25 protein-coding genes are annotated in these 26,355 nt (G+C 63.2%); 17 read left to right on the forward strand and 8 right to left on the reverse strand.

Going from position 1 to position 26,355, the window contains the following annotated elements; all coding sequences use genetic code 11:
• Positions 1–94: 94 nt before the first annotated feature.
• The 10 genes from glmU (at position 95) to HV675_RS18845 (ending at position 9,959) form a co-directional block, all read left to right on the forward strand.
• Positions 95–1,456 carry a bifunctional UDP-N-acetylglucosamine diphosphorylase/glucosamine-1-phosphate N-acetyltransferase GlmU gene (glmU, locus tag HV675_RS18800; RefSeq protein ID WP_175112449.1) on the forward strand — a complete coding sequence of 454 codons (1,362 nt, stop codon included), beginning with the start codon at positions 95–97 and terminating at the stop codon, positions 1,454–1,456.
• Positions 1,457–1,597: 141 nt separating this feature from the next.
• A complete protein-coding gene (gene glmS / locus HV675_RS18805) occupies positions 1,598–3,415 on the forward strand; it encodes a glutamine--fructose-6-phosphate transaminase (isomerizing) (RefSeq protein ID WP_175112450.1) in 1,818 nt (605 codons plus the stop codon).
• Positions 3,416–3,711: 296 nt separating this feature from the next.
• Positions 3,712–6,099 (forward strand): DUF6531 domain-containing protein, encoded by a 2,388-nt coding sequence (locus HV675_RS18810; protein WP_175112451.1) that lies wholly within the window; start codon positions 3,712–3,714, stop codon positions 6,097–6,099.
• A 24-nt stretch (positions 6,100–6,123) separates the two neighbouring features.
• Positions 6,124–6,570: a hypothetical protein gene (locus HV675_RS18815; RefSeq protein ID WP_175112452.1), complete on the forward strand. Its 447-nt coding sequence runs from the start codon at positions 6,124–6,126 to the stop codon at positions 6,568–6,570.
• A gap of 334 nt (positions 6,571–6,904) precedes the next feature.
• Positions 6,905–7,363, forward strand: coding sequence for a DUF6984 family protein (locus tag HV675_RS18820; protein ID WP_175112453.1), 459 nt, complete (start codon positions 6,905–6,907; stop codon positions 7,361–7,363).
• Positions 7,364–7,367: 4 nt separating this feature from the next.
• Positions 7,368–7,634: a PC4/YdbC family ssDNA-binding protein gene (locus tag HV675_RS18825; RefSeq protein ID WP_175112454.1), complete on the forward strand. Its 267-nt coding sequence runs from the start codon at positions 7,368–7,370 to the stop codon at positions 7,632–7,634.
• 48 nt (positions 7,635–7,682) lie between these two features.
• Positions 7,683–7,952, forward strand: a complete 270-nt coding sequence (locus HV675_RS18830; protein ID WP_175112455.1) for a hypothetical protein — start codon at positions 7,683–7,685, stop codon at positions 7,950–7,952.
• 251 nt (positions 7,953–8,203) lie between these two features.
• Entirely contained in the window at positions 8,204–8,356 is a 153-nt protein-coding gene (locus tag HV675_RS18835; RefSeq protein ID WP_175112456.1) for a hypothetical protein, read from the forward strand.
• A gap of 245 nt (positions 8,357–8,601) precedes the next feature.
• On the forward strand, positions 8,602–9,066 hold the full coding sequence (locus HV675_RS18840) for an RDD family protein (RefSeq protein ID WP_175112457.1): 465 nt from the start codon (positions 8,602–8,604) through the stop codon (positions 9,064–9,066).
• Between the two features lie 98 nt (positions 9,067–9,164).
• Positions 9,165–9,959, forward strand: a complete 795-nt coding sequence (locus tag HV675_RS18845) for a sulfite exporter TauE/SafE family protein (RefSeq protein ID WP_175112458.1) — start codon at positions 9,165–9,167, stop codon at positions 9,957–9,959.
• A 255-nt stretch (positions 9,960–10,214) separates the two neighbouring features.
• Here HV675_RS18845 and HV675_RS18850 read toward each other — a convergent pair whose 3' ends face one another.
• Positions 10,215–10,415, reverse strand: coding sequence for a CsbD family protein (locus HV675_RS18850; RefSeq protein ID WP_175112459.1), 201 nt, complete (start codon positions 10,413–10,415; stop codon positions 10,215–10,217).
• Between the two features lie 203 nt (positions 10,416–10,618).
• Between HV675_RS18850 and HV675_RS18855 the strand changes: the two genes are divergently transcribed.
• Positions 10,619–11,047 carry a response regulator gene (locus tag HV675_RS18855; RefSeq protein ID WP_175112460.1) on the forward strand — a complete coding sequence of 143 codons (429 nt, stop codon included), beginning with the start codon at positions 10,619–10,621 and terminating at the stop codon, positions 11,045–11,047.
• 114 nt (positions 11,048–11,161) lie between these two features.
• On the opposite strand, the gene HV675_RS18860 is transcribed toward HV675_RS18855, so the two are convergent.
• Positions 11,162–11,398 (reverse strand): DUF2442 domain-containing protein, encoded by a 237-nt coding sequence (locus HV675_RS18860; protein ID WP_175112461.1) that lies wholly within the window; start codon positions 11,396–11,398, stop codon positions 11,162–11,164.
• 379 nt (positions 11,399–11,777) lie between these two features.
• Here HV675_RS18860 and HV675_RS18865 point away from each other — a divergent pair, with 379 nt between their 5' ends.
• Complete coding sequence (locus HV675_RS18865) at positions 11,778–13,328, forward strand: sensor domain-containing diguanylate cyclase (RefSeq protein WP_246270391.1); 1,551 nt, start codon at positions 11,778–11,780, stop codon at positions 13,326–13,328.
• 52 nt (positions 13,329–13,380) lie between these two features.
• On the opposite strand, the gene HV675_RS18870 is transcribed toward HV675_RS18865, so the two are convergent.
• The 4 genes from HV675_RS18870 to HV675_RS18885 form a co-directional block, all read right to left on the reverse strand.
• Entirely contained in the window at positions 13,381–14,178 is a 798-nt protein-coding gene (locus HV675_RS18870; protein WP_175112470.1) for a response regulator, read from the reverse strand.
• A gap of 75 nt (positions 14,179–14,253) precedes the next feature.
• Positions 14,254–15,828 carry a cytochrome-c peroxidase gene (locus HV675_RS18875; protein ID WP_217478172.1) on the reverse strand — a complete coding sequence of 525 codons (1,575 nt, stop codon included), beginning with the start codon at positions 15,826–15,828 and terminating at the stop codon, positions 14,254–14,256.
• A 119-nt stretch (positions 15,829–15,947) separates the two neighbouring features.
• The gene (locus HV675_RS18880; protein ID WP_175112472.1) at positions 15,948–17,690 is read right to left on the reverse strand and encodes a phospholipase C; all 1,743 of its coding nucleotides are present in this window, start codon (positions 17,688–17,690) and stop codon (positions 15,948–15,950) included.
• 393 nt (positions 17,691–18,083) lie between these two features.
• Positions 18,084–19,619, reverse strand: coding sequence for a UxaA family hydrolase (locus HV675_RS18885; protein WP_175112473.1), 1,536 nt, complete (start codon positions 19,617–19,619; stop codon positions 18,084–18,086).
• A gap of 206 nt (positions 19,620–19,825) precedes the next feature.
• On the opposite strand from HV675_RS18885, the gene HV675_RS18890 reads away from it, so the two are divergent.
• Positions 19,826–20,542 carry a FadR/GntR family transcriptional regulator gene (locus tag HV675_RS18890; RefSeq protein ID WP_175112475.1) on the forward strand — a complete coding sequence of 239 codons (717 nt, stop codon included), beginning with the start codon at positions 19,826–19,828 and terminating at the stop codon, positions 20,540–20,542.
• Positions 20,543–20,575: 33 nt separating this feature from the next.
• Here the strand turns inward: HV675_RS18890 and HV675_RS18895 are convergent, their stop codons facing one another.
• On the reverse strand, positions 20,576–20,854 hold the full coding sequence (locus HV675_RS18895) for a hypothetical protein (RefSeq protein WP_175112477.1): 279 nt from the start codon (positions 20,852–20,854) through the stop codon (positions 20,576–20,578).
• Positions 20,855–20,964: 110 nt separating this feature from the next.
• On the opposite strand from HV675_RS18895, the gene HV675_RS18900 reads away from it, so the two are divergent.
• Complete coding sequence (locus HV675_RS18900) at positions 20,965–21,267, forward strand: hypothetical protein (RefSeq protein WP_175112478.1); 303 nt, start codon at positions 20,965–20,967, stop codon at positions 21,265–21,267.
• A gap of 109 nt (positions 21,268–21,376) precedes the next feature.
• On the opposite strand, the gene HV675_RS18905 is transcribed toward HV675_RS18900, so the two are convergent.
• On the reverse strand, positions 21,377–22,054 hold the full coding sequence (locus tag HV675_RS18905; protein WP_175112480.1) for a FadR/GntR family transcriptional regulator: 678 nt from the start codon (positions 22,052–22,054) through the stop codon (positions 21,377–21,379).
• A gap of 225 nt (positions 22,055–22,279) precedes the next feature.
• On the opposite strand from HV675_RS18905, the gene HV675_RS18910 reads away from it, so the two are divergent.
• From HV675_RS18910 to HV675_RS18920, 3 genes are all read left to right on the forward strand, one after another.
• A complete protein-coding gene (locus tag HV675_RS18910) occupies positions 22,280–24,061 on the forward strand; it encodes a gamma-glutamyltransferase family protein (RefSeq protein WP_175112482.1) in 1,782 nt (593 codons plus the stop codon).
• Between the two features lie 76 nt (positions 24,062–24,137).
• Entirely contained in the window at positions 24,138–25,550 is a 1,413-nt protein-coding gene (locus tag HV675_RS18915; protein ID WP_175112484.1) for an MFS transporter, read from the forward strand.
• Positions 25,551–25,575: 25 nt separating this feature from the next.
• A complete protein-coding gene (locus HV675_RS18920) occupies positions 25,576–26,124 on the forward strand; it encodes a GAF domain-containing protein (RefSeq protein ID WP_246270393.1) in 549 nt (182 codons plus the stop codon).
• The last annotated feature ends 231 nt before the right edge of the window (positions 26,125–26,355 follow it).

Raw genomic sequence — 26,355 nt, forward strand, 5'->3', positions numbered from 1 at the left:
CCGTACATGTCCGCGCTTCGCGGCTTCCGGCGCGGTTTTGCGGCGATGCCGCATGTTAGAATTGCGCACCCGAAACTCGTCCAACGCCCACGACATGAACATCGTGATTCTGGCGGCAGGCACTGGCAAGCGCATGCGTTCCGCGTTGCCGAAAGTGCTACATCCCCTGGCCGGTCGGCCGCTTCTCGCGCACGTTATCGATACCGCCCGCACGCTCGAGCCGACGCGTCTGGTCGTCGTGATCGGGTACGGCGCCGATCTGGTGCGTGAAGCCGTCGCCGCGCCCGACGTGCAATTCGCCGTGCAGGAACAGCAGCTCGGCACCGGCCACGCGGTGCAGCAGGCGCTGCCGCTGCTCGATCCATCGGTGCCCACGCTCGTGCTGTATGGCGACGTGCCGCTCACGCGCGCCAGCACGCTGCGCCGTCTGACTGACGGCGCGGGGCAGCACGGCTACGGCGTGCTGACCGTCACGCTCGACAATCCCACCGGTTATGGCCGCATCGTGCGCAACGCGGCGGGCAAGGTCGAGCGCATTGTCGAGCAGAAGGACGCGACGCCCGCGCAGCAACAAATCTGCGAAATCAACACCGGCATCGTCGTGATGCCCACCGCGCGGCTTGACGCGTGGCTCGGCGCATTGAAGAACGACAACTCGCAGGGCGAGTTCTACCTGACCGACGTCGTCGAGCTCGCGATCGAAGCGGGCCTCGAAATCGTCACGGCTCAGCCCGATGAAGAGTGGGAGACGCTTGGCGTCAACAGCAAGCAGCAGCTTGCGGAACTCGAGCGCATCCATCAGCGCAACGTCGCGGACGCATTGCTTGTTGCCGGCGTCACGCTTGCGGACCCGGCGCGCATCGACGTGCGCGGGTCGCTCGAATGCGGGCGCGACGTGTCGATCGATGTCAACTGCGTGTTCGAAGGGCGCGTGGTGCTGGCGGACAACGTGTCGATCGGCCCGAATTGCGTGATCCGCAATGCGACGATCGGCGCGGGCACGCGTGTCGATGCGTATACGCATATCGAAGGCGCCGAGGTCGGCGCGCACGCGGTGCTCGGCCCGTACGCGCGGCTGCGGCCGGGCGCGACGCTCGCGGACGAAGTGCATATCGGCAACTTCGTCGAAGTGAAGAACGCGGTAATCGGCCGCGGCTCGAAGGCGAACCACCTGAGCTACGTCGGCGACTCGGATGTCGGCACGCGCGTGAATATCGGCGCGGGTACGATCACCTGCAATTACGATGGTGCGAACAAATTCCGCACGGTAATCGAAGACGACGTATTTGTCGGTTCCGATACGCAGCTGGTCGCGCCGGTGCGCGTCGGCCGCGGCGCGACGATCGCGGCCGGCACGACAGTATGGAAGGACGTCGAGGAAGGCGTGCTTGTATTGAACGACAAGACACAAACGGGCAAGCAAGGTTATGTGCGCCCGACCAAAAAGAAAGGCTGACGGGGCCGGCGCAGCCATGCTTTACGCGCCGCGCACATTCTTGCGAGGGCGGACGCGACAGACCGAAACGGGCTCGACGTCGCAATCCGCCGCAGTCGCAATTGAACTCTGCAACCCAACTCTGCAAAAGGATCATCAGCTATGTGCGGTATTGTCGGCGCGGTCGCGCAACGTAACATCGTTTCCGTTTTGATCGAGGGGCTGCGGAGGCTTGAATACCGTGGCTACGATTCGTGCGGCGTCGCGGTGCTCGCCGACGGCGAGCCGCGCCGCGCACGCAGCGTCGCGCGCGTGGCCGATCTCGACGACCAGGTGCGCGACACGAAGCTTGGCGGCGTCACCGGCATTGCGCATACGCGCTGGGCGACGCATGGCGCGCCGGTCACGGACAACGCGCACCCGATCTTCTCGCGCGACACGCTCGCGATCGTGCACAACGGCATTATCGAAAACTACGAGACGTTGCGCGAGATGCTGCGCGGCAAGGGTTACGAGTTCGTCTCGCAGACCGATACCGAAGTGATCGCGCATCTGATCCACAGCGTCTACCGCGGCGACCTGTTCGCGGCGGTGCGCGAAACCGTGCAGCAACTGCACGGCGCTTATGCGATCGCGGTGCTGCACAAGGACCAGCCGCATACGGTGGTCGGCGCGCGGCAAGGCTCGCCGCTCGTGGTGGGTTTGGGCGAAGGCGAAAACTTCCTTGCGTCCGACGCGCTGGCGCTCGCGGGCAGCACCGATCGTTTCGTGTTCCTTGAAGAAGGCGACGTCTGCGAACTGACGCTTGACGGCGTGCGCATTGTCGATCGCGATGGCCAGCCGGCGCAGCGCGACGCGCGCCAGGTCGCGGCTTACGGTGGCGCGGTCGAACTCGGCCCGTATCGTCATTTCATGCAGAAGGAAATTTTCGAGCAGCCGCGCGCGATCAGCGACACGATTCCGCAAGCCGATGCGTTCGACGCGTCGCTGTTCGGCGAAGGTGCGCCGAAGGTGTTCGAGGAGATCGACAGTCTGCTGATTCTCGCGTGCGGTACGAGCTATTACTCGGGGCTGACCGCGAAGTATTGGCTTGAGTCGATCGCGAAGATTCCGACGCAGGTGGAGATTGCGAGCGAATACCGGTATCGCGATTCGGTGCCGAACCCGAAGGCGCTGGTTGTCGTGATTTCGCAGTCCGGTGAAACCGCGGATACGCTTGCCGCGCTCAAGCATGCGCAGTCGCTTGGCCATCCGCACACGCTCGCGGTGTGCAACGTCGGCACGAGCGCGATGGTGCGGCAGACCGAATTCGCGTTCCTCACGCATGCGGGGCGCGAGATTGGCGTTGCCTCGACGAAGGCGTTTACTACGCAGCTGGTTGCGCTGTTCGTGCTTGCCGCTACGCTCGGCAAGCTGCGTGGCCATGTGGACGCATCGCAGGAAAGCAACTACATCAAGCAACTGCGCCATCTGCCGGCTGCGTTGAACAGCGTGCTTGCGCTCGAGCCGCAGATTATCGCGTGGTCGGAAGAGTTTTCGCGCAAGGAGAATGCGTTGTTCCTCGGGCGCGGGTTGCACTATCCGATCGCACTGGAAGGGGCGCTTAAGCTGAAGGAAATTTCGTATATCCATGCGGAAGCGTATCCGGCTGGTGAGTTGAAGCATGGGCCGCTTGCGCTTGTTACTGAAGCGATGCCGGTGGTGACCGTTGCACCGAATGATGCGTTGCTGGAAAAGCTGAAGTCGAACATTCAGGAAGTGCGTGCGCGCGGCGGTCAGCTGTATGTCTTTGCGGATGCGGATACGCGCATTGTCAATGCGGAAGGGCTGCATGTGATTCGGATGCCGGAGCATTACGGGTTGCTGTCGCCGATTCTGCATGTGGTGCCGCTGCAGTTGCTTGCGTATCACACCGCGTGTGCGCGTGGGACGGATGTGGATAAGCCGCGGAATCTGGCGAAGTCGGTGACGGTGGAGTAGGGGGGCGAGGCGTCCGTATTGGCGGGCAATGAAAGCGTTCCGTTGCCACTCGACTTCCCATCCGGGCAGTCTTGTGGCTGATTCTCTTCGCACACCCATACCGCCTCGCTGAACTGTTCACAAAGCTCGCCACCACCGTTTCGGTGCGCAGAAAAAGTAGAAGGTAGTACACCAACAATTGCAGAAATTCCTGCACTCCAATTCAGCCCGTTCGTAGACCCAAACCCCGTCTCTCTGGATATGTTTGTCAAACCTGTTCGTAACAGGTAACGGCAGACAATCAATCCGGAGAACTTATGCCTGAAAAAGGATGGCTGGGCAAAGCACGCGCGCGCCTTGTGCACGTGCTCGCCTTGGGTTTCATCGTTGCGTTCGCAACAGATGCCTATGCAAGCGGCGGCGACACGTCGTGCTTCGGACTCTACGCACAAGCGCGCGCGACACCCGGCACACGCGGCTGCGCGATCAGTGTCGCCGGCGGCACGCCCGGCGGGATGGGCAACTACAGTTGCATCAACCGGCTCGACCTGATCGACAGCTATTGCAATACGCCGTCGACGGCAGCACCCGAAGCGAGTTGCGCGGTAGGCGATCCGGTTTATCCGGCGACCGGCGTCACCACGCTCAGTGAAACGGATTTTGTCAGCGGCGGCGACACACCGTTAGTGTTCAAACGGACCTATCGTTCCGCGCCATTCACACGGACCGACGCCGGGTTCGGCACCAACTGGTTTCACAACTGGCAACGCCAGTTGGATGTAGCAAAGGCGACCGGCACTTCGCCGCAAGTGATCGCCTATCGCGACGACGGAACGAAGCTGACGTTCGTCAAGGAAGCTGGCCTGTGGCGGGCATCGGGCGGCATGCCGTTCGCGCTCGCGGAAAGCGCGTCGAGCTGGACGGTGACGGACCTGACCACCGACACGCGCGAAACGTATTCGACAAAGGGTGTGCTGCAGACGGTGCGCACGCACGAGCGGCGCGTGACAACGCTCACGTATAGCGACGCGAATACGCCGTCTTCGATTGCGCCTGAGCCGGGCCTGCTGATCGCCGTGTCGGAGCACGCGGACGATTCCATCACGTATTACGACCTCGAGCTGCACTTCACGTATGACGCGAAATCGCGGATCACGCAGCTCACCGCGCCTGGCGGTGCGGTAACGCGCTACGGCTACGACCAGCACGACAACCTGGTATCGGTCACGTGGCCCGACGGTTACGTGCGCCGCTTCGCCTACGAGAACACGGCGTTCTGGACCTTGCTGACGGGTGTGATCGACGAGACCGGCTCGCGCATCGCGACCTGGACGTACGACGCGAAAGGCCGGGCGATCGCGGTCAGCCATCCGGACACGACGCGCAATGTGCAGTTCGCCTATGGCGACGGGACGACGACCGTCACCGACAGCCGGCAGAGCACCACGCTGAACTTTGCACTGTTGGGCGGCGTCGCGCGTCCGGTGGGCAGCAGTTCGGCAGCGGGCTCGACGGGCACGACATGGGATGCGTCGGGAAATCTGCTGACGGACACGGCCGCGGACGGCAGCACCAGCGAGTTCACCTACGACGCCGCCGGACGGCCGGTTCGCGTGATGCGGCGCAGCGGCCAGGGTACACAAATCACATCGATGCGATACGCGGACGGCACGAGCCTGCGTCCGTCACTGGTGGCGGTGCCGGGCAAGATGCGTGCGTTCGTCTACGACGATGCGGGTAACGCGACCGGCATCAGCGAACTGACGACGGATGATCCGACGGGTGCGCGCGGATTCGATGCATCGACGGCGGGTGGTCAGAAGCGTACGTACGGCATGACGTATGACTCGTTCAATCACCTGAAGACGATGCAGGTGTACACGAACGGCGTGCTGACCGAGAACTGGCGGCTAACGACGGACGCGTCGGGCAACAGTCGCGACTGGCTCGACTACGTCAGCGGCCGGACGGTGGGAGTTTACCTGAGGGATGCGGCGCATCGGCCGGTGAGCATCTCGACGGGAGATGCCGACGTGACGGTGAGCTACGACGCTCGCGGACGCGTCACGAAGTTCGTTTATCTGGAGTCCGGCCGGCCGTCGAACGGGAATGTAGATAGGCGGCTGACAGTGAGCTACGGATATTCGCCGGATGGGCGCGTGGTCTCGCGCACCGGAACGCTCGCGACGGACGGCGGCGCGGAGGTGGCGGTCAGCAGCGACGAGATTGACCGGTGGCTGGATAATTACGAGGCTGGGGCGTTGTCGATGGGGCCGTCGCCCGGGCCGCTTGCGTTGCTCAAGGCGCTTGGAGCGTTGCCGGAGCCGGGGCTCGAGGATGTTTGCGTCGAGTGCGTGCTGCCGCCGGTGAGGTGGGCGGCGGGGGCGGTGAGTTGGGGGATGTCTGTTGTAGGTCGTAACGGTGGGCAATGCAAGACGAACCTGTTGGACAAGTCTAATATCAATTGGGGAAAGAATGACAATCAGATCGGGCACACGTATCGTCACGTCGACGCGGCAGGGATTCCACGCGGACCGGTAACAAAAGCGATTGAACAAGATGTCGCCGAAAACAGCGGTGCGCAACTTGCCGTCGGACAAGGACGTACTTTCAGTGTGACTGTTGACGGCATCGTCATTGAGTATTCAGCGTACAGACAATCCCCCGATCTGGTACGAGTCGGTTCGCTTCGCCCAATCTTGTAACGACAGGCAATAAAGGTATCCCTGATGTCCCGTTCACTTGAAGTGCGTGAATACAAGCTGTTGGACTTCTTGCTCGACGTCAATGAGCCGCTATACGGCCATCGCGTAAAAATTTGGAAGAAGCAAATCAAGACATGTCGAGTACGTGAAATTGACACACCGTACTTTCTGGCCGTGTGTCATGAGGACGTGGTCGAACAAAGTGGATGCGGTGCGGTCACCTTGGGCCGCGAGCTGATTGCTATCGACCAAAGCGTTCCTGTTTTGATATACGCGGTGTTGATGAAAACTCCTTCGGACTGGATCGTCGATATTTTCAATGTGGACAGGCTCGACGGAGAAGCGCTCATGACATATCCGGAAGCTGGCGATGGCTTGATGATCATGGAGGCGGGAAAAAGAGTGGGTGGAGCGGATTGGCGCTCGGTTTATGGCGAATCTGATCTTCCTCCTCCTGCGATACTGGAATAGGGCGTTGGTGATTCTTCAGATGCGGCGCATTCCGATGTATAAACGAACGTGACGCATCGTTCGCTCGGTGTCAGATGCGGTTTTGCTCAAAGGCAGCAGACCCTTTTTGCCTCTGTCTCGTCAGTGCAGAAGACATTTGGTGCGATGCACGGTTTGGCATTGCCGGCTGCACGCACGGACGCTCACCATAAACGACAACCCGGGAGGCTCGTAGATATGGCGAAAATCGCATTCGACCTGTTCGAAGAACACTGGAAAGAGATTCTGGCAGTTGGCCGAGATTCCTAAAGGAAGCGTTTGAGAGCGGCGAAGAATGGTGACGAGGCAATGGTGGATGTGGCTGGCGCGTCGTCGTCCGCCGATGCTGAATGCGGTTGATCCTCGTGCGGACATCTCGATGCTGCGATGTTTGACAGACGGCGAAGCATCATTCATTCGCGCTGTGGCAGACAAGCTCAATTCCGCGCAAAGAGTTCAGCTCCTTTCCGACTTGACTCTCGCACGCGCGGAAGAAATCCTGAACGATGCTTCGTTAATTCGTTTTCACCTCGCCGGCTACGAGCGAGGTGATGACCATGGGCAGCACACCTATCCCATCGAAGGCCAGTTAAATGATTCTGACGGTACTCCTGTGCACGTTCTGCTATTTGCGGACCTGGCCGACAAGCTATACGAGCTCGAATTTCTGCGTTGGGGCGACGGCCCGTTGCAAGCGCCGGATTGGGCAAGTTTGAAGCTGATCGAGGGACCAAGGCACGAAGGCCAGGGCGATATTGCTCGTAGCCGCGACTAAGAAAATGACGAAACTAGCCTTCGACTTACTGAGCGATGTACACGCGGCCCACCCATACATCCTGGTAGGCCTCCTCGAAGACGACGAACCGCGAACGCCGAGCACGTCCGATCCATTTATGGAACTGTCGGTCGAAAAGGACAATCGTCTCATTCTTACAATAAATCCGGGGAAAAAGCCGATATCACTGACGATCGAGCAATGGGAGGAAATTGCGCAGGAAGCGCGGAAGTATCATGCGGAGATATTAGACAGTGGCGAGGAGTGGTGATGCCGCCCGTCTTCGTGCGAACTTCCCTATGCATGCGATATGCGTGACATGGGGAAGCTGATCTTCGAGCAGATCGATGATGTTCGTGCTACGCACCCGTATCTGTTCGTCTATTTCCTTGCGGACCATCAAACGTTCAAACTGGGGCGGGGCCATCCTTTCATGCAGATCGAGGTCACTCGAGATGGCAGGTTGTCATTCAATTTTTATCGCATCGACGACGAGAACATCTCCCTGACCGAAGAGCATTGGGAAAAGATCCTGGCAGTTGGCCGAGAATTTCTGAAGGAAACGCTTGAGAGTGGCGACGAATGGTGACGAGGCGATGGTGGATTTGACCGGCGGTCATCGTCCGTCAATGCCAAATGCCGTTGATCCTTTTGCGAACATCTCTACGCTGTGATGTTTAACTGATGGGCGCTAACCACGAACGAAACTTCGGAGGACCATAGATATGGCAAAAATCGCATTCGACCTGTTTCAGCGACGTGAACGCGGCGCATCCGTACGTACTGGTGGGACTTCTGGACGACGCGGAGATATATCGGCCGGGTTGCTTCGAGCCGTTTATGGAACTGGCGGTCGAAAAAGACGACAGCCTTAAACTTACCATTTACCCGACAAGGAACAGCGTTTCGCTAACCGTCGAACAATGGGACGAGATCGCAAAGGAGGCGCGCAAGTACCATGCGCAAATACTTGCGAGCGGTGAGGAATGGTGACGGAGACAAACCTGGAAACAAGAAAACGTTTCTTGCAGAGACGTTGACATCGATGAGCGAGAGAGTGTCTCCTCGCTCATTGATGTCCTGACCCGCGTCAGCAAATCGGAAGGCAAAATGAAAGAAGCCGGACGGGCAAAGCGATGCAACATAATCATGCCGTGCCGCCGTCTTACTATAGCGGCGCATCCGCTTATCCATGATCCGAAGACCCAGAAGCATAACCATGGCGAAACATCATCCGCATGCCCTACGCGACCATCTCGCAGCGCGCCCGTGCGCTTTTCATCGATTCGATCTGGTGGACGGTAATCCTGCTGTTCATTCCGCTCGGTCCTTCGACCGAGGATCTGCTGGCCAGACCGGATACATTGGGCGTATCGGTCGCGTTATGGCTATTCGTCGGCCAGTGCGTTCCGATTGTCATCACAGGCGCAATGTGGATGCTGTGGGGTACCTCACCAGGAAAACGCGCAGTACGGATACGAATCGTGGACGCCGACACCGGAAAGCCGATGACCCGAAAGCAGGCCGTATTGCGCACGTTGGGGTATCTGCTCACCTTTGCGCTATGCGGCGCGGGCTTCCTGTGGGTGCGGTTCAACCGGCGAGCGCAAGCGCTGCATGACCGCATCGCCAACACCGTTGTCGTCGATGCGACCATCGCAAACGGCGACCCGCTCGCGAAAAGCGGCGCCGGCGTTCCGTAACCGTATCGGACCGACAAAAGCATGGCAGCCGGCCTCCACTGATTGACCGCGCTGCCTCACCCAGTTGTATCACCCGCTATTCCACCCACTACGTGCCGATGTTCGACATCCAACATTCCGCAGGGCTCCTGTTCCCTCAACTGCAGGCCCTCACTGTCGCTGAAATAACAGGTGTCGTCATCTCACTGGTGCTCGGCGGCATGGTCAAAGGCATGACCGGCATCGGCGTGCCGCTCGTCGCGATGCCGATTCTCACGCACTTCCTGCCGGTCAAGCAGGCAGTGCTGCTGCTCTCGATGCCGATCATTCTCGGCAATATCCCGCAGGCGCTCGAAGGCGGCGAGATGTGGCGCACGGTCAAGGACATTGCCGCGCCGCTTGCCGGCACCGTGATCGGCAACGTGATTGGCGTATCGGTGCTGATCGCACTCGAACCGCATCATGCTCAGGCTGTGGCGGGCTCGATGCTGATTCTCGCCGCCGCATTGATGCTGGCCGCGCCAAGATTCACCCTCGCACCGACGCTCGTGACGCCGATCGGCTTCGTGCTGGGGTTCGGCGCGGCGTTGATGGAGAGCATCGCGTCGGTGCCCGGCCCGCTGCTCGCCATGTATCTGATCGCATCGGGCGCGACGGGCCGCGTGTTCACGAAGCGCATCGCGATCATCCTGGTCGTGTCGGTCATCACGCTGATCACGACGTTCAGCGGCGGCGCAAAGGCCAACGGCGTCGACCTTGCCATCTCCACCGCGGCCAGTCTGCCTGCGATTGCCGGCATGCTGCTCGTGCGGCCGGTGCGCGACAGCCTGCATCCGCTCGTGTTTCGCGCTGTCGTACTCGTGTGTGTGCTGCTCGCGGCCGCGCAGATGATCTGGAGATCCGGCGTGCTCTGACCGGATAACAGCCGCAGCGCGTACCACAGGATCGGATCGCGACAGGCGGTCAGCGTTTTCATGCGCTCGTGTCGAGTGAGGCCGGCACAGACGACATGACGCTAGCGTGACGCCATTCCGGCAAGCAGCCTCCGACCGGACGACAACAGGGCCACTACAAAAATGACGACGCGGGGCGAGCCCCGTGCAAAAAAACGCGAGAGCGATCCAGCTGCAAGCAGCCGAACCGCCCTCGCGGCGGTCAGACATCAACGATCAATGCCGACCCTTTTGGGCGTCCTTCGCCGCATCCTTTGCGGCTTCCTTCATGTCGCCCACGTCCTTGCGGGTCTGGCCGACCTCCTGCTGCACGTCGCCCTTCAGCTCCTTCGCCGGATTGTTCGTGGCGCGGCCGATTGCTTCGTTAGCCTTGCCCTTTACCTTCTCCGCCACACCCTTCACTTGATCCTTGTTCATGTCGACTCTCCAGAAAGACGACATATGTCGCCACCCATAGGCACAGCATGAAGCGAGCCTGAGCTCGAAACCCGCCATTTGCCATCGCATGCTGCAAAGCAACACACGTCGGTCGTGTTGTGCCCTACGCCGCTTAAACACTCACAAAAAATCTCACGCATGGAATAGCGCTTGCTAAAATCGACAGTAGTACGGAGGGCAATATGGCAGACATCCTTATTGTCGATGCCGACACCGGCGTGCTGAGCACTCTCGGCCTGCTGATTGCCGCGGAAGGTCATGTGGTCCGCACGGCCACTAATGGCAACGATGCGCTCAGTCTGGCGCGCGCCAGCCGTCCCGACGTGCTGATCTCCGATGCGCGCACGCCTGGCCTGAGCGGCCCGGCGCTGGTGCGCGAGATGCGCAAAGACCCGGAACTGGCTAGCGTTCCGGTCATCCTCGCGTACAACGGTCCATTGCCACCGCGCGTGCGGGTGTTCCGTTTCATGCGCAAGCCATTACGTTATGCCAGGCTTCTGAAGGTGCTGCACCGCGCGGAGCAGCTTTGCGCGCGCCGCGATGCGCGGCGGCGTCCGGCGAACTGGCGCACCGCGCGGCGCAGTCTCAAGCGCGCGCCGGAACCGGGCTAAACGGCCCACGCGTCGATTACGCGCAATCCGCTTGCGCGCGCCTCATCCGCACACGCGAACTCGCGTCGTGATTCACTCACGCGGTACCGGCCGCGCCATGCACGCTAGCCACGCTCAATGCAACGTGTCCGGCAGCGACAGCAGCAAAGCGGGCACACTCATATCCTCGTCCAGTTCGGGCCAATACAACTGCTGGCGGTCCAGCGAAATCGCGAAGTGCTCGCGTTCGTCGGTCGTCGCGGCCTCCAGCACCGGAAACCAGCGCAACGGGAACTCGATTGCCCGGCCATCGGATAACTCGAGAAACAAGTGCGCGCTGTCGAAGCGCACATCGACTGCATCGGCGTACATGGCAGCTCCTGAACGAAGGTCGTTCTACACAGGTCGTTCTACACGATAGGCGGCGAGGCAGTCGCGTTCAAGTGAAGACGCGCACTCGTTTGCGCAATCGTTCTCTCGTCGGCCGCGCAACAGATGCGCGCGCTGGACGCGCGGTTGCCGTTACTCGCGCGGGCGTTCCCGATACAATCCGCAGACCAATCGGCCGCATCGTTATGCGCTTTGCAATACGGCCGAACCCGTTCAACTCCGCCTCTGCAGCCGCGGCTATCAAGGAAGTCGTCCTCGCCGCCGTAAACGCAGGGATAAGCCGCATCGCTCCGCCGTCCGGCCGGACGGCAGGAAAGAAATGCCATGACAACGCGGTAACCTCATGCCAGCCAGGCCGTTTATGTCCAACTTCCTCCTCGATACACCGGCGTCGGGTAACGGCCACGTCACGGCATCGATCCGCGCGTCGCTGCTGTCGACGCTGTTCGAGAACACGCGTCCGCTGCTGATGTCGGGCATCTCCAGCGCCTTCGTCGCGGTGGTGGCCTGTTTCCGCGTGCCTCACCTGTGGACGGCGGTTTGGCTCGCCGCCGAAATCGTGCTGCTCGCGGCGCGCATGGCGATCGCGCACCTTTACGTGCAGCGCAACCGCAAGCGTGCGACCCATCCCGAGCCGTGGGCCGCGCGTTATGCGCCGGTGTCGCTGCTCGCGTGTCTCACCTTCGGCCTCGGCACGATGGCGTCGATCATGTCCGGCGACATGCAACTCGCGTCGCTCGCGTTGATGGTGACCGCCGGCATTCTCGGCGGCATCGCGTCGAGAAATGCGGCGCTGCCGCGTCTCGCGATCACGCAGATCGTCTGCGGCACGATACCGATCGGCGTCGGCGCGCTGTTCGCGCCGCATAGCGCGTCGTGGATTCTCGTGCCGCCGCTGTTCGCATACCTCGTCGCGATGGTGTCGGTGGTGCGGCGCCATTACGAAGGACTCGTCGCGTTGATGACCGCCGAAGCGCGCCACGCGGAACTCGCCGCGCGCTTCGATGCGGCCCTCACGCACATGCCGCACGGCCTGTGCACGATCGACGGCGGCGGCCGGGTGATCGTCGCGAACCGGCGCTCGGCGGAGCTGTTCGGCGCGACGGTCGAGATGCTGCGCCTGAACGTGCCGCTGCCCGAATTTATCGGCGACGTGGGCGTCGTGAAGTTCGGCGAGACGCTGCGCAAACAGCTGGTCGATCGCTGCAGCACCTGGCTGAGCGGCGAGCGCCGGCCGCTCGACCTCGATCTCGGCGACGGCCGCCAGCTCGAAATGACGCGCAACCCGGTGCCGGACGGCAGCGCGGTGATCATCATCGAGGACGTCACCGAGCGCCGCCTGTCCGAAGCGAAAATCCTGCATCTCGCGCGACACGATCCGCTGACCGGCCTGCCGAACCGGCGCGACCTGTACGAGCGGCTCGAGAGGATTCTCGCGCGCCCGGCCGGCAGCTACCATCCCGAAGTCGCGCTGATGTACCTCGATCTCGACGGCTTCAAGCAGGTCAACGACCGGCTCGGCCATCATGCCGGCGACGAGGTGCTGACCGCGGTCGCCGGCCGTCTGAAAGACCTGCTGTGGACCGGCGAATTCGTCGCGCGCCTCGGCGGCGACGAATTCGCGGTGGTGGTCGAAAACGGCACCAGCGCGGCGAGCGAAGCGCTGGCGCCGCGCATCATCCGCGAGATCGCGAAACCGTACATGCTGACGACCGGCGAGGGGATCAGCATCGGCACGAGTATCGGCATCGCGTTCGCGACGCATGGCGAGTCGATCGAGCAGCTGCTCAAACGCGCGGATGTCGCGCTGTATGACGCAAAGGAAGCCGGCAAGGGCACCTTCCGCTTCTCGGTGCCGGATGCGGGGCGCAAAGACGGCGCGCTCAGCGAGCCGCGCTGGCCGATACCTTAGCGATGGCAGCGGATGCCGCGGATGGCGCAATTGCCGCCGCCGCCGCGTTCGTTCATTGCATCGACGCGTCCGGCACCTGCATGGCGCCCGCCTGCGGATCGATCCGGTCGGTCAGCCGGTAGCCGCGGCCGCGCACGGTTTCGATCACCGCATCATGCCCGAGCGCGCGCAGCGCCTTGCGCAGATAGAACACATGCAGGTCCACGTTGCGGTCGTCGTAGCTCGCGTGCGGGCCGCAAATCTCGCGCATGATTTCCTTGCGGCTGTACACACGATGCGTGTTCGTCAGAAAGAAGCGCAGCAGCTGGCATTCGAACGCGCTCAACCGCAGCGCGGTTTCGGCATGACCCGCACCGCTCGTCACGCGCCGTGCGGCGAGATCGAGCGTCAGCCCTTGCACCGAGATCGGCGCCGGCGGGTGGTGGCGCGGCTTCGGCCGTAACAGCCCGCGCAGCCGCGAGATCAGTTCGGGCGGCGAAAAGGGTTTGCGCACAAAGTCGTCGGCGCCGGCGTCGAGCGCACGCACACAGTCGTCGTCGTTGTCGCGCGCGCTCAGCATGATCGCCGGCAGATGCCAGGTGCGCGGCGCATCGCGCAAATCGGTCAGGAACGATAGCCCGGACCGGTCCGGCAGCATCCAGTCGAGGACCAGCGCGTGCGGTACGCGCATCGCGATCAGCTCGGCCGCGTGCTGCGCGGTCGACGCGACGCACGGCCGATAGCCGGCCGCCTGCATGCTCGACCACAGGGTTTCGCAAACGCGCAGATCGGCGTCGACGATCAGAATCTCGGCTTCGGCGCCGAGCGCGAGGTCGTGGCGTGCGTGGCTGCGGACGGTTAGCGTGCTCATTGCGTCAGCACTCGAACGGGCGGGAACGCGGCGCAGCCGCCGCGCGCTTCACAGGCAATGGCGGGCGGCATCGGATCACCGGGCAGGCGGCGCCACAGGCCGTGCCGGCGCAACCGCGGCGACCGCGTCCGACGGCTTCGGCGGCCGGTAACCGTCAGTCAGCGTGTTCAGAAACGCGATCACGTCGGCAATTTCCGCGGCGTTCAGCGCGGGCGGCTGGCCGAGCTTGCGGTCGAACGGCGCGTCGACGACGTCGATATTCGCGTGATACTGCTGCGGCAGGTCGTCATATTTCAGCACGTTGCCATGGCGATCCACCGGGTACCACTTGCGCGGCTCGGTGTCGCGTTCGACATACCAGTGCAGCACATCATCGAGCGAGTGAAACACGCCGTTGTGGAAGAAAACATGACGCGTCGCGACGTTGCGCAGCGTCGGCGTCTTGAACAGGCCGCAGTAGTTCTTCTGGTTGCGGTAGTCGGCGCGAAGCGGGCCGCACAGCCCGAGGTCGAAGAAATGCGGATCGCGATTCTGCGCGAGCGACCGGTTGCGCGGCACGCCTAGCGCTTCGAACTGGAAATCGGTGAACGCGGCCGGAAAGACGCCGTCGCGCGACGGCTTGTCGATATGGCACGCGGCGCAATTGCCCTTGGCCGGGTCCTCGAACAGCTTCAGTCCGTGCATTTCCTGCGCGCTCAATTGCGCTTTGCCGGCGAGATACCAGTCGTATTTGCTGTCATACGGGTGGAACGAAACCTCCTCAGCCTGGAAGCGGCCGAGCGCGAACAGCGCCTCGCTGATCAACTGGCCGGGGTTGTCGAATACGTGGGGGCCGAACAGGTCGGAGAAGCGCTTCGCGTAGTGCGCATGACGAAGCTTTTGCGTCATGTCGTCGAGGTTGCGGTTGGCCATTTCGTGCGGGTCGACGAACGGTCCGACCGCCTGCTCCTCCAGCGTATTGGCGCGGCCGTCCCAGTCGAAGCCGCCTTGCGGCACGGGCGCCGCGGCGGCTTGGGCGGGGTTTTGCTGCGCAGCGCTTTTCGCGCTGCCGGCGACCGTGCCGCTCGCCGCGGGAGGCGGTCCGGCCGGTACGTCGGTGTCGGGCATGATGCTCGGCACACCGATCGTGAACGTGGGGTTGTAGTCCAGATAGCGCAGCGACGGCACCGCGCGCGCGCCTTCGAGATTCATGCTGATGCCCCCGAATTGCGCGGAGCGGCCGTTGGGCGGCCCATATGCGTGGTCCGGGTTGTGGCAACTGGCGCATGCGACCCGGCCCGAGCCGGACAGGTTGCGGTCGAAGAAGATTTCCTTGCCGAGCAGCGCCATCGCGGACAGCGGCCGATGCGGACGCGCGTCGGGGTCGGCAATGGCATGCGGCCGCGCCACTGCGAATCGGGTGACAAAGGGCAACGAGGGCGGCGCGTGCGTCGCGCCGCGGGAAAGGGCCGCCGCGCCGGACGTTGCCCCGCTTTGCGCCGGCGCGAATGCGACGCTGTGCGAAGTCTTCGACTCCAGCCATCGCCAGGCGGCAACGCGCTGCCCGCCATGGTTGTGTTTAAGCCACGTGAGCGTACCAAACGCCGCCGCCATCATTACCGCAATCGTCACGCACAGCCTGAAGTCGGACCGCGAACTCAATACCTTCATGTGTCTTGCTCAAACGAGTTGCTTTTCTTGCGCTCTATACATCGCGAGCGCGCGGCGCCGGGCCCGCGTACCTGTACGGGCGCCGGCGCCGCGCGCAGAACACCGCTTGCCGCCGGCGTTTACTCGCCCTGCAGCTTCGCCTGCAAGCCCGGCGCGGCGCCGGAGTTCGGATCGAGAACCAGCGTCGGCGTGTTCAGCGTGAAGTCGAGCATGTTGGTGAGCGGTCCTGCGATCGAGTCGTACGAACCTTGACCGAGACGCTGTCCGTTGAGCCAGTTGTCTTCGATGAAGCGGATCAGCGAGGTCTGGTCGGTCAGCGTGTGATCGATGAAGTTCGGTTTCGCGAACGGCGAGATCACGATCAGCGGCAGACGTGGCCCGTAGCCGCAGCGTCCGTTCGCGGGCAGGCCGCTTACGCCGGGCAGCGGGGTGGTCGTGCCCGGGCTGACAGTCGTCGAGCACACGCCGGCTCCGCTGAGCTGGTCGGCCGACGACATCGACGGGTTGACCACTGCCGGCACGTGGTCGTACCAGCCGTCCGAGTCGTCATAGGTGATGATCACCAGGGTGTTCTTCCAGTCGGGTTGCTGTTCGAGGAAGTTCACCGTGTTGACGAGGTAGGCCTGCTCGCTCAGCGGATCGGATGTCGCCGAGTGGCCGCTTTGCCATGACGGCGCCTTCAGGAAGCTCACCGACGGCCAGTTGCCAGCCTGCACCGCGGCAAAGAAATCGTCGGTGTCGTACTGGTGGTTCGCACCGCCGTCGTTGTTCGTGCCGATCGCCATCAGCGACGACGGCCGTGTGTGCTGCGGGTTGGCGGTCGACTTGTAGTACTGGAACGGCGCGTGTTCCGGATCGTTGTCAGGAATATAACCGCCGACGATCTCCGAGAAGGTCGAACGCAGGCAGCCCGTGGTGCCATTCGGGTTGGTCTGCGTCAGATCGAAGCCGCCCTGGAACCAGCCCCACGTGATGCCGCCGGCATTCAGCAGGTCGCCGATGTTTTTGCTCGTCATCATGGCGGTCGTGCCGGCAGGCGAGCAGACGTCGCCGGTCGGGAAAATATCGCTCATCAGCGTATCGGTGCCGGTGCCGGTGCCGTCGTCCATGGCGGCGCCGGTCGGCGCGGTCGGGACGACGCCGTTGGTCTGCCCGGATACGAGGTTGATCGCGCCCTGCGTCGACGAACCGAAGGTGGTGCCGTGGAAGGCGTCGCTCATCGAGAAGTTTTGCGCGTAGTTCCACAGCGCGGTGACCGTATTGCCGTCGTAGTAGCCCATCACTAGGCCGGTCGTGGCGAACGGTCCGGTGCCGTCTGCCAGCGTCTCGCCTTTGCCGGTGAACAGCGGGAACAGGTCCATCACAGGGGGAGCCGTCGTGACGACTCCGTCGAACGCTTCCTGCTCGTTCGTGTAGCCGTGGCTCTGGTCAGCGGTCAGTGCCTGGCTGCGATCGAGGCGGAACGGATTGGTCGCGCCCTTGGCGTTTCGCATATTCTGGAGGTTCGGATTGTCGGTCAATAGCAGGCTGGTGGCGATCGTCGTGCCCGGCTGAATCAGATTCTCGGCAGCGGGTGTATTTTTCGCGGCGATAAATGGCAGTTCGTCCGGATTGGTCGGATTGCCTGCTATCGGATACGTGCCGAAATAATGATCGAAGGAGTTGTTTTCCTGATAGAGAATGACGATGTGCTTGATTGGCGTCGCGGTATTTGCTGCGTCCTGCGCACTGATTGAACTGGTGCTGGCGGGTGGCGTCGGAGTGCTTGCCGTGGGGGAACTTCCACCCGAATCCGACCCGCCGCAGCCGTATAGCAGCAGGGCCGCGCCGGCAATCACGCCGGCCAGAAGATTGCGTGTCATTTAAACTGGTCCTTATATTTCGAATACCAAATGGGGGAGGCAGGAGGAGAATGCCATTTGGATATTCCTTGGCCGTGACAGATATTTTTTGTGAAATCCAGCCATGGCTTTCTAAATCATAAAGGCAGGGATTCAGTTATCTGAGTGAGATAAATCTGAAATAAATCGCTAAAGCGATTATTTAAGAATGAGTGAAAAGCGGCTTTCGCGCGATAAGCGCGTCTGGCGGGAAGCTTGGGGAATGGGGGGGCGTGCAATGGACGCGGGTGCCGCGTGCAATGCGCGCACCACGCTAAGGACGACGGGCAGCCGAGTGGCCGCGATGAGTGAAGTGTGTCGCGCGGCGGTCTCAGGCATCACCGCCGCGCGTGACCGACTACCGGACGCGTCCGCTCACATCTGCGCGCCGATCATCCACGGTACGAACTCTTCATTGCCGATGCCGAGCGCTTCGCTTTTCGACGCATCGCCCGACGCGATGCGCACGATCGCGCGGAAAATCTCCTCACCCTTCTGTTCGACCGTCGCGGAGCCATCCATGATTTCGCCGCAGTTGATGTCCATATCGTCGCGCATGCGCTGGTACATCTTCGAGTTCGTCGCGACCTTGATCGACGGCGCGGGTTTCGCGCCGAAGCACGAACCGCGGCCCGTGGTGAACACGACGAGGTTCGCGCCGCTCGCGATCTGGCCGGTCGCGCCCATCGGGTCGTAGCCGGGCGCATCCATAAACACGAGGCCGTGCTTGTCGACCGGCTCCGCGTACTTGTAGACATCGACGAGCGGCGTCGAACCGCTTTTCGCCACCGCGCCGAGCGACTTCTCGAGAATCGTGGTCAGGCCGCCAGCCTTGTTGCCGGGTGTCGGATTGTTGTCGATGCTGCCTTTTTCGCGCTCCGCGTAGCCTTCCCACCAGCGGATCCGCTCGACCACTTTTTCGCCGACTTCGCGCGACACCGCGCGGCGCGTCAGCAGATGTTCGGCACCGTAGATTTCCGGCGTTTCGGTCAGGATCGCGGTGCCGCCGTGCTTGACGAGCAGATCGACCGCCGCGCCTAAAGCAGGGTTCGCGGTAATGCCCGAGTGACCGTCCGAGCCGCCGCATTGCAAGGCGACGCACAGGTGCGAAACCGGCATCGGCTCGCGTACCACCTGGTTGGCCACCGGCAGCATCCGGTCGACGGCTTCGATCACCGCGTCGACGGTCTTCTGCGTGCCGCCGAGTTCCTGCATCACGAGCGGCACGACCATCGGCCCGGGCGTCACGCCTTCGGCGACAAAGAGCGCGCCCATCTGGTTCGATTCGCAGCCGAGACCCACCACGACGATGCCCGCGAAGTTCGCATGCCGCGCATAGCCGCCGATCGTGCGGCGCAATTGCTGGATGCCTTCGCCGTGGTGATCGATACAGCAGCCGAAGCTGTGCGACAGCGGCACGATGCCGTCGACGTTCGGATACGCGTCGAGCATGCCGGGCCGCGAGAAATGCTGCGCGGCCATTTTCGTGACGCTCGCCGAGCAGTTCACCGTGCTGATGATGCCGATATAGTTGCGCGTCGCGACGCGGCCGTCGGCGCGCCGGATGCCCATGAAGGTCAGCGGTTCGGCCGCGTTCTGCACCGGCTTCACGTCGCTGCTGAACGCGTAGTCGCGCTCGAAGTCGCCCATCGCGAGGTTGTGCACGTGTACGTGCTCGCCGGGTTCGATCGCCTGTGTCGCGAAGCCGATAATCTGGCCGTAGCGGCGCACCGGGCTGCCCGGCGCGACCGCGCGTATCGCGACCTTGTGCGCTTCGGGAATGTCGGCGAGCACCGTGAGTCCGTGCAGATCGTCGAGCGAGGTGCCGCGCGAAATCGCTTGCCGCGCGATGGCGACGTCGTCGTCGGCGTGCAGTTTGATGACCGCCGAAGCGGCTGTGATGTCGGCCATGCTTTAATCTCCAGTCTCATGCCGCATGAGTCCTGGTTGGCGCTCGGGCGCAGAACCGGGCTGTTGCGGCGATAGGTATGGATGCACGCGTGCGGCGGGCATCATGTGGGGTGTGACGCAGTATGCGAAGCCGCACAGGCGGCCGCAAACTGGTCGGACCAATCCGGAACCGATCCGGTCGAACCAGCGAAACAAGGAGACATGAGATGGGACAGCGAAGCGAGCCGGACAGTGCGCTGGGTCATGTCGTCAGGCAGATTGAAAGCCGGCTGCTCGACCCGGATCTGAAACCGGGCGCGCGGCTGCCGTCCGAGCGCGCGATGGCCGAAGCGTTCGGCACATCGCGCTCGACGGTCAGGGAAGCGGTCGCGCGCCTCGTCGCGCGCGGCGCGCTCGAAACGCGGCGCGGCGCCGGTGTGTTCGTCAGCGCCGCGCCGCAGGTGATGCCCGATTCGTTATGGCTGCAACGCAGCGGTGAAGGTGCGCCGCAGCGCCGCGAAACGCTCGAATTCCGCGCGATCTTCGAATGCTGTGTCGCGCGCTTTGCCGCGGAACGCGCCAGTGCCGAAGAACGCAAACGGCTCGGCACGGTGCTGCGCGATATGACGCGCGCGGTGGAAGCAGGCGATGTGGACGCCGAAGCGCGCGGCGACGCGACTTTCCATCTGACGCTCGCCGCGATGGCGCACAACTTTATGCTGACGCGTTTTTACACGACGGTGGTCGATCAGTTGCGCGATCACATCACGCGTAACACGTATGCGGCGATGCTCGATTTGCCGCATGCGAAGGCCCGCTCGATCGCACGCCTCGCGCAGCACGAAAGCATCTATCGCGCGATCTGCGAGCGCGCGCCTGAAGGCGCCGCGCAGGCGATGGCGCAGCACCTCGCGTTTGTCGGCGAGCAGTTCAACGCGGGGTGAGGGCGCGTTTCGGAGATCAGGCGAATCAGGCCGTCAACGCTGCCGGTGCAACAGCCGCGCGTACGTGAAGCAATCCGCCGTAAACACATTGGCGGCGACCTCGAACACCACGCCGCGCTGATCGACAGCGTGGCGCGTGGGCTCGAGCGCATGCTTCAGAAAGGCCGTACGCATGTATGACGTGCTGTCGGCAAACGCAACGATTCGCGCACGCTTCGACGGCACGCAATTGCGCACGCTGACCGATCCGTTGAAATACCTCGGTGCGGCCGCGTCGATGGCGCGCGACGTCGCGCATGCACCGATGGGCACCGCTAACCTCCTGTTACGAATGTGTGCCCGGCGTAGCACCTGTGTCGATCTCCGGCTCCTACACTGCGAACCAGTTTCACAGTCACGCACTGGACGTGCAAGGAGTCAAAATGAACAAGAAGGTGCTCGGCGCGGTACTCGGTTTCGCGGTCGGTGTGGCAACGTTGGGTGCGTCGACGGCGGCATCGGCGCATGTGGATGTGGCGGTGGGCCTAGGCATTCCGCTGGTTGCGCCGGCGCCGGTCTATGCACCGCCGCCTCCGCCGCCGGTAGTGGTGGCGCAGGAGCCCGTCGCGGTCGGATATGGCTACGGTTATGGCCCGGACTGGCGCGAGCGCCGCGCGTGGCGTGAACGCGAATGGCGCCGCCGCGAGTGGCGCGAGCGTGAGTGGCACGAACGTCACGGTTGGTGATGACGCGTGGTGACGCGCGTTGAAGCGGACTCGCCGGCCGGCGCGGTGAGCTAAAGGCGCCCGCCGCGCGCAAACAGCGCGGCGGCTTCGCGTTGCATGCCGCGCCCGGCTATTGACTGCGCTGTGCGCCGCGCTCGCGCGCGGCCACTCTCATCTGCACGCTCAACAGATGTTCGCGCATCCGCTGTTCGGCGAGCTCGCTGTCGCGCGCGATCATCGCGGCGACGATCGCCTGGTGCTGTTCCGCAAAACGCAGCCGCGTGTCCTGGTCGACGGTTTTTTCGCGCAAGGCGGGCTTCACGCGCACCCCGTTGATCGCTTCGAGCAGCGCAATGATGGCCGGGTTGCGCGTGGCCTGCGCGAGCAACAGGTGAAAACGGTGATCCCACTGCTGCCATTCGTAGTCGGTCCGGGTCGACCCGTTTTTCTTCGCGACCTTGTCGAGTTCGGCAAGATCGGCAGGGCTCGCTTTCATCGTTGCAAGCGCAACCAGGGCGGGCTCGATCATCAGGCGCATTTCGGCGACGTCCGACGGACTGGTGCCGACCGCGAGGCCGTTCAGCTTCTGCACAAACTTGAGCGGCCGCGCGCCGAGATAGGTGCCGCGGCCGACCCCGCGCCAGATGCGTCCGGCCGCTTCGAGCGACGCGAGTGCATTGCGCAGTTCGCGCCGGCTGATCGACAGGTCTTCCGCAAGCTTGCGTTCCGCGGGCAGCGGATCGCCATCGCGCAGTTCGTGCCTCGCGATGTAGTCGACAAGGCGGTCCAGCACCGAAATTTCAGACATGACCCCCGCTCCGAACCAATTTCATATTGGTTCGATATTATCACGGTGGAAGCGTTTTCAATATTTTCCTTGACTAATGCTTATTGAACATAAAATATCTAAATAAAACATCATACTTACCAGTGAAAATCCGAATCGGATCCGAATTGAAAGGCAATTTGAACCAATCATTAATGGTTCGGTGTGACAGGTTTGTTTCAATGGGGTTTCAACGAGACTGACTCAATGGCATTCACGACCCGTCCCGAACTGATCGGGACCTTCGGCATGGCCGCTTCGACGCACTGGCTCGCGACGGCGTCCGCGATGGCGGTGCTCGAAAAAGGCGGCAGTGCGTTCGATGCGGCGGCGGCAGCAGGCTTTGTATTGCAGATCGTCGAGCCGCATCTGAACGGTCCGGGCGGCGAGGTGCCGGTGGTGTTCTACAGCGCGCGCGAGAAGCGCGTGCGGGTGCTGTGCGGGCAAGGCGTCACGCCGGCCACGATGACCATCGAACGGATGCGCGGGATGGGGCTCGACGTGATGCCCGGCACCGGCTTGCTGCCCGCGGTCGTGCCGGGCGCGTTCGGCGCGTGGATGACGATGCTGCGCGACTACGGTCAACTGCCGTTGGGCGATGTGCTCAGCTATGCGATCGGCTACGCGGAAAACGGTTATCCGGTCGTGCCGCGCATGGCGGCGTCGATTCTCGCGGTCAAGGACTTCTTCATGCGCGAGTGGCCGACGTCCGTGCAGCAATGGCTGCGCAACGGCGACGCGCCGCAGCCGAACCAGCTGTTCCGCAATCCGTCGATCGCGGCAACTTACCGCCGCATTCTGGAAGAGGCCGGCACCGGCGAACGTGCCGCACAATGCGAGCGCGCGTGCGACGCGTTCTATCGAGGTTTCGTGGCGGACGCAATCGACCGTTATTTCCGTTCCACTGCGGTGCTCGACACCTCGGGCCGGCGCAATCAGGGCCTGCTCACCGGCGACGATCTCGCGCGCTGGAGGCCCGCTTACGAGACGCCGGTGTCGTACGATTACGCCGGCTTTACCGTGCACAAGACCGGCCCTTGGGGACAGGGTCCGGTGTTCCTGCAGCAGCTCGCGTTGTTGAAGGGCTTCGACGTCGCGAATATGGATCCGCTCGGTCCCGACTTCGTGCATACGGTCATCGAGTGCGCAAAGCTCGCGTTCGCCGATCGCGAAGTGTTCTATGGTGATCCGGTGCACGCGCACATCCCGCTCGACGTCTTGCTCTCCGACCGTTACAACGATGCGCGCCGTCGACTGATCGACCCCGCGCGCGCATCGCTCGAATTCCGGCCCGGCGAACTGGGCGACAGCCGTCTGCGCGCGGCGACGATCGTCGCGAACGCGGGGCGGCGGCAGTCGGGCGGCTCCGGCCAGGGCGAGCCGACGTTCGCGCCGCTGCCGGAGTTGCGCGGCGATACGGTGCACCTCGATATCGTCGACCGGTGGGGAAACATGGTGTCGGCGACGCCGTCGGGCGGCTGGCTGCAGGCGTCGCCGGCGGTGCCGTGTCTCGGCTTCAACGTCACGACACGCGCGCAGATGTTCTGGATGGTGGAGGGCCTGCCGTCGTCGCTCGGGCCCGGCCGCCGGCCGCGCACGACGCTGTCGCCGACGCTTGTCACGCGCGACGGTCTGCCGTACGCGGCCTTCGGTTCGCCGGGCGGCGACCAGCAGGACCAATGGTCGCTGCAACTGTTCCTGAGGCACGTGCATGCGGGCATGAATCTGCAGGCCGCGATCGATGCGCCGTCGTTCCAGACCGCGCATTTCCCGGACTCGTTCTATCCGCGTGCGATGCACCCCGGCCAGATATCCGCCGAAGCGCGTTTCCCGGAGAGCACGCTGGCGGAACTGCGTGCCAGAGGGCACGACCTCACGGTCGCCGAACCGTGGGCGTTGGGACGGGTCTGCGCGGTGAGTCTGCGCGACGGGCTGATGCGCGGCGCCGCGACGCCGCGCCAGATGCAGGCGTATGCGATCGGCCGCTAGGGTCGAGTTTGAAGATTGAAGAAAGGGGAAGGCCTGGAGGTAGGCCTTAAAAAGCAGGCTTATAAGGGGCAGGCTCATGTCAATTGTTGCGGCTCGACTCGAGCGCTTACCGCTGTCGGGCTTTCATCGAAAACTGCTCATCATCGGCGGACTCGGCTATCTGTTCGACGGACTCGACTCGTCGTCGCTCGCGTTCCTGCTGCCGATCGTCGGCAAGCTGTGGCATCTGGGCAGCGTACAGACCGGACTGGTCGCGAGCAGCACGTATATCGGCTACTTCTTCGGCGCGTTCGTGTCCGGCGTGAGCGCGGATGTGATCGGCCGGCGCCGCATCATGATGAGCGCGCTGTCAATCTACTGCGTCGCGTCGTTCGCGAGCGGCCTCGTCGACGACTGGCATGCGTTCTTTGCGCTGCGGATGGTCGCGGGCTTCGGCTCGGGCGCCGAGGCGGTGGTGATCGCGCCGTTTCTCGCGGAGTTCGTGCCGCGCCGCTATCGCGGCGTATTCTGCGGCGCGCTGATCGGCTTCATGTCGTTCGGCTATCTGGCGTCGTCGGTGCTCGGCTTTACGGTGGTGCGCAACTTCGACGACGGTTGGCGCTATGTCGCGATGCTCACTGCGCTGCCCGTCGTGATGCTGTTGTGGTGGCGCCGGGCGCTGCCCGAATCGCCGCGCTGGCTCGAGAGCCGCGGACGGATGCGCGAAGCCGACGAGATCGTGACAAGCGTCGAGGACGGTTATATCAAGCGCGGCATGACGCTCGCGCCGGTGCGCGCGATGGTGCTGGACGGCGCGCCCGCGCCGCGGCGCGGCGGCGCGCTCGACAATATCGCCGCGCTCTGGTCGACGCGCCTCGCGGGCGTCACTGCGATCAGCTGGGCGATGTGGTTTTCCGTCGCGTTCGCGTACTACTCGTTTTTCTCGTGGATTCCGAGTCTGCTCGTCAAGCAGGGTTTGTCGATCACGCAAAGCTTCGGTTACTCGATGGCGATCTACGCGTCGCAGATTCCCGGCTATTTCTCGGCCGCCTATCTGAACGAGCGGCTCGGGCGTAAAGCGGTGGTGTCGTCGTATATGCTGCTCGCCGCGGTCGCGGCGGCGTGTCTCGCGCTTGCACACGCGGAGATCGAGGTCATGGCCGCCGGCATGTGCCTGTCGTTCTTTATGAACGGCGCGTTCGCCGGCGTCTATGCGTACACCCCCGAGATCTTTCCGACCGCGGTGCGCACGACGGGCGTCGGCTCGTCGTCGTCGTTCGGGCGAATCGGCTCGGTCAGCGCGCCGATTCTGGTCGGCTTCGTGTATCCGGCGTTCGGCTTTATCGGCGTGTTCGGCATAACGACCACGGTGCTCGTGGTCGGCGCGGCGATCGTGTTGTTCCTCGGCATCGAAACGCGCAACCGCTCGCTCGAAGACATCGAAAGGCAGGAACTGGCCGCGCGGCCGGACCTCGATGCGTTACGCGGTTCGTCGCGCATGCATGGCTGATGGCGCTCACCCGGAACGCTTCGACATGCAAGCTGAACCCCGCCCGCTCGAACTGACCGACCTGTCGCGGCTCGTGCACGCGCTGCGCGCCGCGGGCCAGCCCGACGCGATTTTTCGCGAGGTCTATGCGCTCGCCTGCGTGAGCCCGGGCTGCAAGCTCTTCACGATCATGTCGTTCGACGAGGAACGCTATGAAGTCGAACGGCTGTACACGAATATGCCGACCGTGTATCCGCTGGGCGGACGCAAGAAGAAGCGTGGCAGCGCATGGGCCGAACACACGCTTGAACAGCTCAAGCCGTTTCGCGCAACCGACCCGGCCGGCATTCGCGCGGCGTTCGACGATCATGCGGTGATCACCGGCATGGGGCTCGGCTCGATCCTGAATATTCCGGTCGCGTATGACGGGCGATGCATCGGGACGATGAACCTGACGCACGTCGAAGGCTGGTACACACAAGCGCACGAGGCAAGCGCGCTGCTGCTCGCGTCGTTCCTCGCCGCGCCGCTCGCGCTCTATCAGCGCTGCGCAAAAGCCAAAGCAGCGCCGCGCACGGCGGCCGGCTGCGGGTGATCGGCACGCGCCAGGTGCGCCGCCGCGCCGCGCTACACGAGCGCGCCCTCGCTGAACCGCACAGCGAGCTTCAAACGTAGATCTCGACCTGCGAACCGGACGGCTTGAACGTGCCGGCGCATGACGCGCGGGCGCTCGCTCACGCTTCCGGAACGTTTACGATCGCCTTAATAATTCCTTCGCGTTCTGATCGGCTGGCGCGTACGGAAATCGAACCACCGTCAGCACGAA

The sequence above is a fragment of the Paraburkholderia solisilvae genome, assembly GCF_902859875.1.
Classification (GTDB): Bacteria; Pseudomonadota; Gammaproteobacteria; order Burkholderiales; family Burkholderiaceae; genus Paraburkholderia; species Paraburkholderia solisilvae.

Excerpts from the sequence above, each read along its gene's own strand:
- glmU (WP_175112449.1), top strand. The coding sequence starts at position 95 with ATGAACATCGTGATTCTGGCGGCAGGCACTGGCAAGCGCATGCGTTCC.
- glmS (WP_175112450.1), top strand. The coding sequence starts at position 1,598 with ATGTGCGGTATTGTCGGCGCGGTCGCGCAACGTAACATCGTTTCCGTT.
- HV675_RS18810 (WP_175112451.1), top strand. The coding sequence starts at position 3,712 with ATGCCTGAAAAAGGATGGCTGGGCAAAGCACGCGCGCGCCTTGTGCAC.
- HV675_RS18815 (WP_175112452.1), top strand. The coding sequence starts at position 6,124 with ATGTCCCGTTCACTTGAAGTGCGTGAATACAAGCTGTTGGACTTCTTG.
- HV675_RS18820 (WP_175112453.1), top strand. The coding sequence starts at position 6,905 with ATGTGGCTGGCGCGTCGTCGTCCGCCGATGCTGAATGCGGTTGATCCT.
- HV675_RS18825 (WP_175112454.1), top strand. The coding sequence starts at position 7,368 with ATGACGAAACTAGCCTTCGACTTACTGAGCGATGTACACGCGGCCCAC.
- HV675_RS18830 (WP_175112455.1), top strand. The coding sequence starts at position 7,683 with ATGGGGAAGCTGATCTTCGAGCAGATCGATGATGTTCGTGCTACGCAC.
- HV675_RS18835 (WP_175112456.1), top strand. The coding sequence starts at position 8,204 with ATGGAACTGGCGGTCGAAAAAGACGACAGCCTTAAACTTACCATTTAC.
- HV675_RS18840 (WP_175112457.1), top strand. The coding sequence starts at position 8,602 with ATGCCCTACGCGACCATCTCGCAGCGCGCCCGTGCGCTTTTCATCGAT.
- HV675_RS18845 (WP_175112458.1), top strand. The coding sequence starts at position 9,165 with ATGTTCGACATCCAACATTCCGCAGGGCTCCTGTTCCCTCAACTGCAG.
- HV675_RS18850 (WP_175112459.1), bottom strand. The coding sequence starts at position 10,415 with ATGAACAAGGATCAAGTGAAGGGTGTGGCGGAGAAGGTAAAGGGCAAG.
- HV675_RS18855 (WP_175112460.1), top strand. The coding sequence starts at position 10,619 with ATGGCAGACATCCTTATTGTCGATGCCGACACCGGCGTGCTGAGCACT.
- HV675_RS18860 (WP_175112461.1), bottom strand. The coding sequence starts at position 11,398 with ATGTACGCCGATGCAGTCGATGTGCGCTTCGACAGCGCGCACTTGTTT.
- HV675_RS18865 (WP_246270391.1), top strand. The coding sequence starts at position 11,778 with ATGTCCAACTTCCTCCTCGATACACCGGCGTCGGGTAACGGCCACGTC.
- HV675_RS18870 (WP_175112470.1), bottom strand. The coding sequence starts at position 14,178 with ATGAGCACGCTAACCGTCCGCAGCCACGCACGCCACGACCTCGCGCTC.
- HV675_RS18875 (WP_217478172.1), bottom strand. The coding sequence starts at position 15,828 with ATGAAGGTATTGAGTTCGCGGTCCGACTTCAGGCTGTGCGTGACGATT.
- HV675_RS18880 (WP_175112472.1), bottom strand. The coding sequence starts at position 17,690 with ATGACACGCAATCTTCTGGCCGGCGTGATTGCCGGCGCGGCCCTGCTG.
- HV675_RS18885 (WP_175112473.1), bottom strand. The coding sequence starts at position 19,619 with ATGGCCGACATCACAGCCGCTTCGGCGGTCATCAAACTGCACGCCGAC.
- HV675_RS18890 (WP_175112475.1), top strand. The coding sequence starts at position 19,826 with ATGGGACAGCGAAGCGAGCCGGACAGTGCGCTGGGTCATGTCGTCAGG.
- HV675_RS18900 (WP_175112478.1), top strand. The coding sequence starts at position 20,965 with ATGAACAAGAAGGTGCTCGGCGCGGTACTCGGTTTCGCGGTCGGTGTG.
- HV675_RS18905 (WP_175112480.1), bottom strand. The coding sequence starts at position 22,054 with ATGTCTGAAATTTCGGTGCTGGACCGCCTTGTCGACTACATCGCGAGG.
- HV675_RS18910 (WP_175112482.1), top strand. The coding sequence starts at position 22,280 with ATGGCATTCACGACCCGTCCCGAACTGATCGGGACCTTCGGCATGGCC.
- HV675_RS18915 (WP_175112484.1), top strand. The coding sequence starts at position 24,138 with ATGTCAATTGTTGCGGCTCGACTCGAGCGCTTACCGCTGTCGGGCTTT.
- HV675_RS18920 (WP_246270393.1), top strand. The coding sequence starts at position 25,576 with ATGCAAGCTGAACCCCGCCCGCTCGAACTGACCGACCTGTCGCGGCTC.